The 11,908-nt window shown below is 41.7% G+C and carries 8 protein-coding genes and 1 tRNA gene; 5 read left to right on the top strand and 4 right to left on the bottom strand.

Going from position 1 to position 11,908, the window contains the following annotated elements; genetic code table 11:
• Positions 1 to 47 precede the first annotated feature (47 nt).
• Positions 48 to 129 (top strand) — tRNA-Leu (locus tag BLQ53_RS17795).
• A gap of 234 nt (positions 130 to 363) precedes the next feature.
• On the opposite strand, the gene BLQ53_RS17790 is transcribed toward BLQ53_RS17795, so the two are convergent.
• Both BLQ53_RS17790 and BLQ53_RS17785 read right to left on the bottom strand, forming a co-directional pair.
• A complete protein-coding gene (locus BLQ53_RS17790; RefSeq protein ID WP_093728654.1) occupies positions 364 to 1,557 on the bottom strand; it encodes an MFS transporter in 1,194 nt (397 codons plus the stop codon).
• Positions 1,554 to 2,144 (bottom strand): non-canonical purine NTP pyrophosphatase, encoded by a 591-nt coding sequence (locus tag BLQ53_RS17785; RefSeq protein ID WP_170829763.1) that lies wholly within the window; start codon positions 2,142 to 2,144, stop codon positions 1,554 to 1,556. Before BLQ53_RS17785 ends, BLQ53_RS17790 begins: the two co-directional genes overlap by 4 nt.
• Before the next feature lie 98 nt (positions 2,145 to 2,242).
• On the opposite strand from BLQ53_RS17785, the gene BLQ53_RS17780 reads away from it, so the two are divergent.
• From BLQ53_RS17780 to BLQ53_RS17770, 3 genes are all read left to right on the top strand, one after another.
• Entirely contained in the window at positions 2,243 to 4,009 is a 1,767-nt protein-coding gene (locus tag BLQ53_RS17780; protein ID WP_093728652.1) for an ABC transporter substrate-binding protein, read from the top strand.
• A 178-nt stretch (positions 4,010 to 4,187) separates the two neighbouring features.
• Complete coding sequence (locus BLQ53_RS17775; protein WP_093728651.1) at positions 4,188 to 5,381, top strand: hypothetical protein; 1,194 nt, start codon at positions 4,188 to 4,190, stop codon at positions 5,379 to 5,381.
• Positions 5,382 to 5,397: 16 nt separating this feature from the next.
• The gene (locus tag BLQ53_RS17770; protein WP_093728650.1) at positions 5,398 to 6,627 is read left to right on the top strand and encodes a Zn-dependent hydrolase; all 1,230 of its coding nucleotides are present in this window, start codon (positions 5,398 to 5,400) and stop codon (positions 6,625 to 6,627) included.
• A 106-nt stretch (positions 6,628 to 6,733) separates the two neighbouring features.
• Here the strand turns inward: BLQ53_RS17770 and BLQ53_RS17765 are convergent, their stop codons facing one another.
• Positions 6,734 to 8,146 carry a pectate lyase family protein gene (locus tag BLQ53_RS17765; protein ID WP_093728649.1) on the bottom strand — a complete coding sequence of 471 codons (1,413 nt, stop codon included), beginning with the start codon at positions 8,144 to 8,146 and terminating at the stop codon, positions 6,734 to 6,736.
• A gap of 322 nt (positions 8,147 to 8,468) precedes the next feature.
• Between BLQ53_RS17765 and BLQ53_RS17760 the strand changes: the two genes are divergently transcribed.
• Positions 8,469 to 10,520: a bifunctional metallophosphatase/5'-nucleotidase gene (locus tag BLQ53_RS17760; RefSeq protein WP_093728648.1), complete on the top strand. Its 2,052-nt coding sequence runs from the start codon at positions 8,469 to 8,471 to the stop codon at positions 10,518 to 10,520.
• Between the two features lie 38 nt (positions 10,521 to 10,558).
• Here the strand turns inward: BLQ53_RS17760 and BLQ53_RS17755 are convergent, their stop codons facing one another.
• A complete protein-coding gene (locus BLQ53_RS17755) occupies positions 10,559 to 11,761 on the bottom strand; it encodes a DUF4317 domain-containing protein (RefSeq protein WP_093728647.1) in 1,203 nt (400 codons plus the stop codon).
• Positions 11,762 to 11,908: the final 147 nt, after the last annotated feature.

The following is an 11,908-nucleotide window of genomic DNA, read 5'->3' as shown; positions in this document are numbered from 1 at the left end:
CACCGGTTCAAATCCGGTTGCCGCCTCCATAGAATATTTTATAACATGCCGGTGTGGCGGAATTGGCAGACGCGCACGACTCAAAATCGTGTTCCGTAAGGAGTGCCGGTTCGACCCCGGCCACCGGTATCACTAAATTACCGCATTGCCAAGCGGTAAAAGAGAGATCCTGACATAAAGTCAGGGTCTTTTTTTATTATCTTGATGTGAAGATATTGAAAGAGGAATGAAGAAAAATAGTTCCGCATTATACCCTTACTTTTCAACTAGCTACATATGGTTTCTTTCCTATACAAAAAGAACATGCCCTCGTAAAATAAGCTGATATTTTACGAGGGCAGCCTTTTGATAAAGCAAAACATCTTATCTTAATCGTGTGTGTATATAAACCAACCAGCTAATTCCCAGCGATATCATAATGATACCAGACAGGTAGTAGATGGAGTTAAGGCTATACATATCCAGCACGATAAAAGCTAACAGAGGACCAAGTGCAGCTCCAATGTCAATAACAATTGTATAAGCAGTCATCACCTTTACTTTATCGGATTTAGCTGCAGCTTTTACTGCTAGAGCATCAGTGGTTGTCACAAAAAGTGTGGAAACCATCTGAAAAAATAGAAGCAAAATAATTAAAACGCCGACAGTCTTGATGCTGACTAAGGTACTAATAATGATACCCCCAGCAAAAAGCGGAAATAAGATCACGTGTGCGGGAATCTTTCTTTTATCTATTAAAACTCCAATCTTTGGAGCGATAAAAGGATCCCAAGCCCAGCGCAAAGCTTGTATGAAACCAGTAAGCGTAGCTGCTCCAATAGTTACGTGCAGAACTGTCCATTCTGCATGATAGGCATCTTCAATCAATCTGCTTAAGGTTGACGCGAATAGACCGAATACAATGAATCCCATCACCGCACCAGTTATAAGGACCAATGTAATATAAGGGTTAATCCATTCTTTTACATGTGCTTTGTCTTGTATTTGTTTAGAGTTGTTTTTTGTACTTGGCACAAAATATATAACAGCGGGTATTGTAAGTATGCCTATGAGAGAAAACAACGTTGTCACCATTTTAATGGAAGACTGATCAACCAAGATTCCACCTGCAAGCATGCCAACTAGGCCACCCAGACCCCATAAGCCATTGTAAAGTCCGACATTTTTCCCATGGTTGGCTTCGGTCGTAGTTTCAATGACGGTCAGATAACCACCTATCCTTAGAAAAGACCATGCGACTCCCCATAATGCACGCATGGTGAAAAGGAGCCAGAACTCTTTAAAGAAACCATAGCTGGCTGTTGTAAAGACTGCAATAATCAAAGAAATCAAGATACCAGTCCTCAACTGGAAGCGCTGATAGAACATCCCGACTAATGGATTTATGGGCAGACGGATAAAACGGTTGATGGAAAGCAAGAGGCCGACTTGCCAAATAGAAATCAATCCGAATTCTTGCCATTGAAGGGGTAACACAATAATGAACAAAGCATCCCCGAGTAAAGCAATAGCTGTGATTAGTGCAATTCCGATTACTTTATTTTTTGATGGATTCATAGATTTTGTTTTCCCATCCATTCAAGTATGTGCTGTTGTGCCTGGTATAAAGATTGGTTTCGATGAAGGAAGGGGGATAGACTATCTTCCTCAAAATCAGAAAGAGCCTTTCCGTCGCTAAGCAAAAATATATCACCGTATCCTCGGATATCCCTTTTGCTGCTTGTGGTAATCCATCCATGCATGCTCCCATGACAATCGGTCATTTCTCCATTGGGAAATAATATCGCTACACTGCTTGTGAAATTTGCCCTTCTTTTACTTGAAGGAACATCTTCCAGCATGCGGAGAAGCTCGTTGGCTCGATCTTTATCTGTTCCAGGGAAAAAGCGAGCAGTTTTTACGCTTGGGAAACCATTAAGGCAGTCTACCGATAATCCTGAGTCTTCTCCTAATATAATGTCATTTGGGTAATGTGCCTTTACTGCTTCAACCTTTACATGTGCATTGCCGCTAAAAGTAAGTTTACTTTCCTCAACATCATGGATGTTTTGTGCAATGACAGTCGTATTTAAACGAATATTACTAAAAAAAGCTCTAATCTGCTGTACTTTTTCTTTATTCCATGAAGCAATTACCAATCTCATAAATTCACCCTCCTGCATTTTAGTGTACCTTTTGAAAAGAGGAAAAAAAGTGTATAATTCTCTTTAACTCTTTTCCCCTTTTTAGGAAGGTTGGTCTTATGACAATAATTGAGCATTATGAAATGTTATACAGAGAGTTGCACTGCACCGATAAAGTACTGGAAGTTAAGATGGCCGAAATATCGGATATCCTGTCCTGCTCTGTTAGAAATGCGAAGATAATCATTCGTAAATTAGAGGCTTTGCAATGGATTGAATGGGTTCCAGGCAAGGGGAGAGGGAATTGTTCAACAATTAAACTATTAAAAGATATGGACTCGATTATCACGGAGAAGGCAAAAGCCTTACTAAGTCCTAATAGCATTGACTCCTCCCTTCAATTTTTAATGAACCAACATGTAAACAAATCGGTACAGCAGGAATTTATAGATTGGGTTTTCCGTAGCTATCTTAATGAAGCAACATATGCAGAAGAAAATGAAATTGCAAAGCTTCAATTTCCATCGTACCGCCCGCTGCCGAGATTAGATCCAGCCAAAGTTTGCCGGCGTTCGGAAAATCATATGATGCGACACATATTCAGTCCGCTCGTTGTATTTAAAGAAGATGCAAACGAATTTCACCCTCATCTCGCTCATCATTGGAAACATAATCAAGACTATACCAAGTGGACCTTTTATTTACAAAAAGGAGTTCGTTTTCACAATGGTAAAGAGATGACAGCCGATGATGTGTGTTATAGTTTTCTTCGACATCGGGATGGATCATCCCCTTATCAATGGATCGTACAGAATTTATCAGCAGTTAACAGTCTCCATAGATACGCAGTCGAATTTTTGTTTCATAAGCCTTGTCATATCTTCTTACATTTAGCCTCTTGTTTAGGGGGAAGTATTGTGCCGGCAAGTAACGATAATGCTGAAGAAAAACAAATTGGCACTGGTCCTTACCGGATAGTTGAAAATAATGAAGAAAAATTAAAATTAAAAGTATTTGATGATTATTTCTTAAGGCGCCCATTTTTAGATGAAATCAACTTGTACTTTCTACCCGCACTCTATGATAATCATACTGTTCTTGACAGCCATATTAGCAATCAGGAAATGAATTTCTATCATTATCCCTATATAGGGAGAACAATACAGAGCTTCGAGGAATATACTTTTTTAGACAGGGGCAGCAAGTTGCTTACACTTAACTTACAAAAAGGATTACTTGCCGAGGATCGAATGTTAAGAAAGGCAATCTATCACTTTTTAGCACCTGAACAAATAATAAAAGACTTAGGTGGTACACGTTATAAAAAAGCATCTCGTCTTGTTGAAAAGTTTAAGAACGAAGACATTTTCACATCCAGAGAAGTCGGGAGGTCAGCACTGGCCAGCAGCAAGTATATGGGGGAAACCCTTACCTTAATGAGTTATCAAGGAGCTGGTAATGAAACAGATGCCAGCTGGATACAAAAAAAGCTGTTGGAAGAAGGTATAAATTTACACATATTGATCTGCTCATATGAACAGCTGCAAGAACTTCCCCTTGAAGAGTCGGATTTTCTTTTAGGAGAACATCTGACCTACGAAAACGATCTTTATACGTATTTGGCTGCTTTCAATGGAAACCATAGTTTATTGCGCTATCACTTACCGCAGAATGTCGTGTTTCGCTTACCGGAAATGAGTGAAAATGAACGAAGAACGATTCGCAGATTATGTGAATTGGAAGATGAGCTCAATGATGAATATGGGCATATTCACCTTTATAAGATAAAACAGTTTGCTTTTTATCCTAGTTATGTGAAAGATGTGCATTTTAATTCTCTTGGGTGGATTGATTTTACAAAGATTTGGTATGAGAAAGAAGATTAGACAGGATGTGCAACACATCCTGTCTTTGCTATTTAGTTTGAACATTAATATCTTTAGAAATTACTAAATTGAATTGACTGAAAACTACAATTATATTATCATTCTAACATGTTTGATATATTTGAATATTCTATATTCCGATATATGGAAAAATACATCAAGTAGTTAGGAGACTCTCATGTCGCAATTATTAGCATTAGTCATACTTACCCTTATTTTATTCATTGGAGATCTGGTTGCCGTGCGAACGAAAGCTTGGGTGCCGTCTGTCTTCGTTTGTGCGATATTATTTCTCTTAGGATATTGGACATTTTTCCCGAAAGATATCGTGTCGCTGGCAGGTGTGCCTCCAGTTGTGGCGACGATGATGATGTACTTATTGATTACCAATATGGGTACTTTGCTTTCCCTTAAAGAATTGAAAGTACAATGGAAAACGATTGTGATTGCATTGTCTGGTATTTTAGGTATCGTTGCTTTATTGATGACTGTCGGAACAGTGATATTCGGCTTCAACACGATGGTCGTGGCAATTCCGCCTTTAGTCGGCGGGGTGGTGTCCTCTTTGATCATGTCTGACGCAGCTAGTGCGGCAGGGCTTTCGTCGTTAGCTGTTTTTGCTATTGTCATTTACGTGATACAAGGATTTGCTGGCTATCCGATTACGGCTGTAGTGCTGAAAAAGGAAGGGAAACGACTGCTGAAGTTGTATCGGAATGGCGAGCTAAAAACAGATGTGACTGATAAGGTAAAAGAAGAAACGGCTGCCACTGTTGAAGCAGCTCCATCGCGATGGAGATTGCCTGATAAGTACAACACTGATTTCTTCAAGTTTTTCAAGCTGGCACTAGTTTCTTATGCGGCGTATCTTGTCTCCACTGCCCTGGCGCCAATTGTGGAAATCAGTCCGTTCGTGCTTTGTCTGTTGTTTGGGGTAATTGCTTCCAGTGTCGGTTTCCTAGAAAAACAGGCATTACAAAAAGCGAATGGTTTTGGAATTGCCATTTTAGTATTGATGTTATTCATCTTTGACGGTTTGAATCAGGCGACTCCAAGCATGATGCTTGAAATCTTGTATCCGTTAATCGGAACTATTGTGATAGGACTCATCGGGATGTATATCTTTTCCTTCATTGCCGGTAAGATTTTAGGAGTCAGCAAGAATATGGCATTTGCTGTTTCCCTGACGGCACTTTACGGTTTCCCGGCGGATTATATTATTACAAACGAAGTAATCAAGTCTTTGACCGAAGATGAAAAGGAAAGAGAAGTATTAACGAGCCGTATGCTTCCGCCGATGCTTGTCGGGGGGTTCATCACAGTCACCATCGTATCAGTTGTATTAGCAGGAATCTTCGTCGGTTTCTTATAATGGAGGTATGGAAAGAATGAGTGAAATAAAGGAACGTATTGAAAAACACATCGAGGCATTGGAACAGTTTACCGCCACACCTGGCAATGGTACCACTCGGCTCACATACAGCGGGGAAGATTTACAAGCCCGCAATTATATCAAAGAACAAATGCAAGCATCCGGTTTGAAAGTAGTCGAAGATGGTTTTGGCAATATATTCGGGAAGCTGGAAGGTACCTTACCGGATGCTCCCAGTGTAATGATTGGTTCACATTTTGATTCTGTGCCAAATGGAGGGGCATATGATGGTCCTGCTGGAGTAGTGGCAGCTCTTGAGGTGGCGGACCTTTTTAAAAAGAATGGATTGAAGCCAACATACCCGCTTGAAATCGTGGCGCTAGTGGAGGAAGAGGGATCACGCTTTGGCGGCGGATTGATGGGTTCACGAGGAATCACTGGTTTGCTGAGTGAAGCTGATTTTAACAGTTTAAAGGATAGGGATGGGATCTCTACAGTAGAAGCAATGCGGAAGATAGGCTTAAACCCATCGCTGCCAAAAGGAAGAGATCCAAAAACAATGAAGGCTTTTCTTGAATTGCACATTGAGCAGGGGCCAATATTAGAGGAGAAAAGCATCCAAATCGGTGTTGTTGAAGCAATTGTAGGTTTGACTCAATATGAAGTGACAGTGAAAGGGCAGGCGGGACATGCTGGAACAACTCCAATGGACCGCCGCGCAGATGCTTTGGTTACTGCAGCAAAAATCATCAGTCAACTGCCTGCACTCGCGATTGAAGAAGGAAATGGTACCGTACTTACGACAGGACGTCTTCATGTCTTTCCCAATGGAGCAAATGTTATTCCAGATAAAGTTGTATTTACGGTTGATATCCGATCCGGAAATGAAGAAAACGTGCAAAACGTGATTGTGAAAATGAAGGATTGCATAAACGACCATCAAGGGAATGGAATTAAGGCCCTGGCTGAAGAGCAGCTTTACATTCAGCCTAAGTTGCTGAATGAAAATATCAGAACACTATTAAAAGAAAAGAGCAGTATGAGTGATGCTTCCTATTGCTCCATCAATAGCGGAGCGGGACATGATGCGATGATCTTTTCTGATTTCACCGATGTTGGGATGTTATTCATTCCAAGTAAAGCCGGGCTGAGTCACTGTCCGGAAGAATGGTCGGATTCAAGGGATATAGCTAAGGCGACGGAGATATTCTATGAGGCAGCGAAGGAATTGACGGAGGCTGAATGAAGATGTTCAGTTAAGGCATGGCCTTAACTGAACATGCATATTAATAGTAGAGCTAGGCACCATCTAATTGGTACCTAGCTCTTTTTTAGGTGATTTTTTCTATTATTTACTTTGTATCCATCCAATCAAATACGCTGCGATTCAGCTTTCCAGCACCGGCACCATCAGATGCAGTGAGTTGATTAATCAAGTTCGCCGGGTCGTCTGTACTATAGCTGTATGGAAGTTTGCTGAATCCATTCCAGGAGAAGGTGATCGCCGGCGCCGGCTCCGGAGCCAGCGGACTTCCGCTAGTTGTACTGTCGCCGCGGAATGTATCGCCGTCATTACTGTAGATCGTATCCAGCGCTAGTATTTTTCCGGTATAAGAACTATCGGCGGCATCCTTCTGATTGTTTTTCATCGGCTGTGTGACATCCTTGATTACTGATTTCTCCAAAAGCAAGGCACCGCCTTCTGTGGAGATGGCACCATTATTTGTAACAGTAAAGTGATAGCCTTTCGATTTAATCGCTTTACTCATGCTGGATGTAATTCTGTTTTTGGCTTCTACAAGTCCTGTATTGTTCATGACGATATTGTAGGCATGGGCATTACCGCCTCGAAGACGCGGTATCCTATCCTGTATATTTTCGTAATAATTATGATGAAGCGTGATTTCCAGATCGGCATTATCAGATGCGAAGGATGAGGCTCCGATCAGATGGGATTTCTTTTGTCCGGCAGCAATATCGATGATATCGTTCTTGCTCAGGCCGACTGCACTGCTGCGAAGATATCCATACATTGGGTAGGACGCTTTATTCTTTTCCATAGCATTGATTTGCTGCGTCACCCAGCTATTGGAGCCCTTGTCATCCCCTTTGAATGCGGACCATGAAATGGTGACGCCATTGCTGCCTTTTTTAACATCAACAATTCCATCATAGGCTTTATTGAAAGTGCTATGGTCGATCCAGACTCCTTCGCTTGCACCTTCAATCGTGATGTAGTCCCAATCGTTCCTATCATAGTCTCCTTTTGTGGATTCATCCCATTCCCAGAGCTCATCAAATTCCAAATTGCGTATGATGATGTTTTTGCTTCGTTTGATGATGATGCCCGCGTGTTTTATCTTGGAGCCATTCTTTGAGAAAATCGTCAATCCATCGAAGCTGTCGATTGCAAGTTTGCTTACACCGCTCTCTTTCAACACAGGATGTGTCAGCGGTGTATTATGCTGAGAGAATGGCGATGTCTTGGCAGAAGAAGGAAGTTCATTCCATCCCAGATCCAGGTCATTCATGATTTCGATAACTTTTACATTGGAGCCTTTTTTTAATGCTTTGGCAAGATCGGTCGCATTATACACTTTTTTGTACGCTGGATCGGTCTCTTCCAGCACACCGCCCCCTGTTGTACCTTGGGCAAAGCCTGTCAAGTTATAGTTGTTTTCTGCGTGGACAGTTTGATTGAATGGCAGCGTACTTAAGATCACGGCTAGACATGCCCAGATCATCCACTTTATCACTCTTTTCATCGTATTTCCTCCTTATGAAAAATATGTAAAATAAGTAAATTACAAATATTAAGTTACCATAATATGTGTCGGGCTAATACCACTTTTTCTAAATTGCATATATATAAATAATACAAATGTCATAAATATATGGTTCTTTATTCCATTTAATGGTCCGATGTTAATCATTTTGTAGATTTTTAAATATTTTTAGATATTCACAATCTCTTAATGATAAATTAATAGTAATTCTCTACACTGATAGAGAAGAGTCGACAAATGCAGCAGGGCAGATATTTGTATAATCTGTCGACTTTATTATTTATTTGGGGGTATCTAAAATATGATGTATAAGAAGCGTTTAAGATTTTCGCTGAGTGTTGCTGCAATTATTACAATCCTATCATCAATTGTTTTACCTACTAGTACATACGCAGATGATGGGAACGGAGAAAACTTCTCGTTGACAATCATGCATATGAACGACACACATGCACATGTGGAGCCGCTGCCGAATATGATTACTGCGATTAAGGAAGTGCGTGCGGAAAATCCGGATGCATTACTATTCAACGCAGGAGATGTTTTTTCGGGAACACTTTATTTTAACCAGTTCAAAGGACAAGCTGATTTGGCACTTATGAATATGATGGATATTGATGCGATGACGTTCGGGAACCATGAATTCGATTTGGGCTCCAGTGAAAATGGTCATAAGTCGCTATCTGCGTTCATTGCAGGAGCTAACTTCCCATTCGTCTCTGCCAACGTCGATTTTTCTGGGGATGCTTATGTTGGAAACAAGGTGAGTAATACGTTCACAGAAGAAGCACAGGATAGCACAGTGTATGACGGTATGGTGAAAGAAATAAACGGGGAGAAGATAGGTATTTTTGGGCTGACAACTGAGGAAACACTGGAAACTTCCAGCCCGGTTAACGCAAAAATCTCCAATTACGCTGCAGAAGCAGAACGAGCAGTATCTGCTTTTGAGGAAATGGGCGTAGACAAGATTGTGGCGCTTACCCATATCGGCTATGACAGCAACCCTGCAGTGGGTAATGATCTGATGCTGGCAGAGCAAGTCGATGGCATCGATGTCATCGTCGGGGGTCATTCCCATACAAAATTGGAGCAGCCAACTGTAGTCAATACGGATGAAAACGGCGAGGCAAAAGATCCCACTATCATTGTACAGGCCTATCAATATGCTGAAAACCTCGGGGAATTAGATGTCGAGTTCAATGATCAAGGGCAAGTCGTAGGGTATGAAGGGCGTTTGATCGACGTCACGGAAAAGCAAGCAGATCCGGATGCAGTAAGTGTGCTTGCTTCGTATAAGAATGAAGTCGATCAAGTTTCCAACGAGGAAATAGGCGCTGTTGCCCTGAAACCTCTTCTGAATCCAAGACTTTCTGATAGTGACGTGAGTGTCCGGGCTGATGAAACAGAACTAGGTAACTTAATCACGGATGCGATGCTTGCCAAAGCACAGGAAAAAATGCCGGAAGTTTCGATTGCCATGCAAAATGGCGGTGGCATCCGTGCAGCAATCGATCAAGGTCCGATCACAGTCGGGGAAGTGATTGCTGTATTGCCATTTGGTAATGACCCTGCTGTCGTGCAGCTGAGCGGTGATGAAATAAAACAGATCCTGGAATACAGCGTCCATTTAGCTCCTGCAGAAAGCGGCGGCTTCCTGCAGGTTTCCGGCATGAAGTTCACTTATGATAGTACGAAGGAAGCAGGTTCCCGTGTTGTAAGCATACAAGTGAAAGATGGGGACGGGTATGCAGATATCCAGCCTGGTCAGATGTACGCTGTAACAACGAATAACTTCACAGCAAAAGGCGGAGATGGTTACGATGTATTTGCCCAAGCATATGCGGATGGCCGTGTGCAAGACCTTGGGGAAATAGACTGGGAGCAATTCCGTGATTATATGGTGGAGGACTTGAATGGTGAAGTGAACCCGGTCATTGAGGGACGTATTACGGATCTGGAAGGCAAAGAGCCGGAGCCGACAGAACCACCAGAGGAACCGAAAGAAGAAACTCCAGATCCAAATGGTGACGGTGATAAAGAGGAAAATCCAGGAGACGACAAGCCACAGGAAAATCCAAAAGATGACAATAAACCGAAAGACGAAGATAAAAATAATCAAGACGATAAAGACAGCACACCACCGCCAAGCAGCCAAAATAATAACGGCAACGGCAGCAACTCAGGTGGCAGCATTGTAAAAGTCTCTGATGACAAGACGAGCCCAATCAGCAGTGGAAATAAGCTGCCGAACACGGCAACGAACATGTATACGTACATGCTGGCGGGAGTGGTATTGCTGGCAGCAGGTGCAGGTCTCTTTATCATCAAAAGAAAGAAAGCGAAAGCTTAATTACAAATAAGGATGCTGCATGGCGCAGCATCCTTTCTTTATAACTGTTCAGCTTCTTCTTCTCTATTAACCTTATTTATCAAAGCTTCTTCTGCCATCTTGAATCCTTCAATGACGGTATCTTCCTCAACTTCAATCATGATGCAGCGTTTATTGTTGAAGACAACTTGCCGTACGTAACGCAGATCTTCCGGGCTGATTGCAATATTGGCAACCTTCGTTTTGATTTTGATGGATTTGGAATTGTACTTGGGCAACACACTGGTGGCTTTCATTTCATATTTCTCATCATCAATGACTTTTTGATAAGCGGTTTCCACTTTTTCTGGGGTCACGTCTTCTACGCCGCTCATTGTCAGGACGCGTTGGATATCCTGTCGATCAAGCTTTGGTGCTTCGTCTTCTTCATTCTCTTCTACTACACGATTTATTTCCTCATATACACTTGCAAGGGCGGAGGTATTAAGCTGATCGCCAGTGATATCTTTGACTATCTCTTCAAAGACGCTTTTATCATCTCTTGCTGTCATGATTTCTTCAGCATTTAAAACGTCCTCGATAAATGCGGTATCCGGCTCGAATGCTTTTGCTGTGGAGTACAGCACATGATTCACGTCAGCGGCGCTGTCGTTGAAGCAAGGGAACAAAAATCCTGTTAGCGGCGCTTGCAGGTTGATTACAGGGTTTACTGTGACATTGTATTTGAATTCTCTTTCCACATAATCAAATTCGAGTTCTTTCTTTGGTTCCTGTGTTTTATTGATGCTGCAAAGCAGGAATTGGTGGGAATACATCGTGTCATTCGCGTTTTCCTCTGCTTCCTCACTTTGCCGTTTCTGGGCTTTCAGGTATTCTGCCTTGATGAAGCTAATGACAACATCATGCTCATACTGCCTGTCCTGCAGCATCTTTGCAACAAGCTTCAGCATATCATTTGTCCATTCCTCGACATCATTCGTGAGCAGGCCGCGATGCAGGATGAATTGACTGCTGTCCTCTGCATCACGTTTGAATTTCAGTTCGAATAGTTTTTCATCCAGCTGTCCAGCCAGTACTTTTTTGAAATTGCCAAGGAAGAGCTCCTGCTGGTCTTCATCCAGCATACCGAATGGCATGCTTTCGTGATGATAAATGTCGCTGGATTCTTTCATGATATATACATTGAATATATTTGAGATTTTGAGCTTATCATTGCCTTTTTTGAATTGTCTCCGGATAGTTGCGATGTCTTTTTTATTCATATCGTTTCCCGTTCCTTATTGATAGAGTGAAATGCACGTTCACTTATTTTAACATAGACATAGGGTGCGAAACGGGACTTTTATTGTTAGGTTTTGTTATATATTCAATTTGTTTTATGGATAATTATGTTAATGTTAGGGTGAATC

The sequence above is a fragment of the Terribacillus halophilus genome (genome assembly GCF_900101385.1).
Classification (GTDB): domain Bacteria; phylum Bacillota; class Bacilli; order Bacillales; family Amphibacillaceae; genus Terribacillus; species Terribacillus halophilus.
Note: the sequence above shows the minus strand (reverse complement) of the source record. Positions and strands in the feature narration are given on the sequence as shown.

Bases quoted from the DNA above. Each gene is read 5' to 3' on its own strand.
- BLQ53_RS17790 (WP_093728654.1), bottom strand. From the start codon at position 1,557: ATGAATCCATCAAAAAATAAAGTAATCGGAATTGCACTAATCACAGCT.
- BLQ53_RS17785 (WP_170829763.1), bottom strand. From the start codon at position 2,144: ATGAGATTGGTAATTGCTTCATGGAATAAAGAAAAAGTACAGCAGATT.
- BLQ53_RS17780 (WP_093728652.1), top strand. From the start codon at position 2,243: ATGACAATAATTGAGCATTATGAAATGTTATACAGAGAGTTGCACTGC.
- BLQ53_RS17775 (WP_093728651.1), top strand. From the start codon at position 4,188: ATGTCGCAATTATTAGCATTAGTCATACTTACCCTTATTTTATTCATT.
- BLQ53_RS17770 (WP_093728650.1), top strand. From the start codon at position 5,398: ATGAGTGAAATAAAGGAACGTATTGAAAAACACATCGAGGCATTGGAA.
- BLQ53_RS17765 (WP_093728649.1), bottom strand. From the start codon at position 8,146: ATGAAAAGAGTGATAAAGTGGATGATCTGGGCATGTCTAGCCGTGATC.
- BLQ53_RS17760 (WP_093728648.1), top strand. From the start codon at position 8,469: ATGATGTATAAGAAGCGTTTAAGATTTTCGCTGAGTGTTGCTGCAATT.
- BLQ53_RS17755 (WP_093728647.1), bottom strand. From the start codon at position 11,761: ATGAATAAAAAAGACATCGCAACTATCCGGAGACAATTCAAAAAAGGC.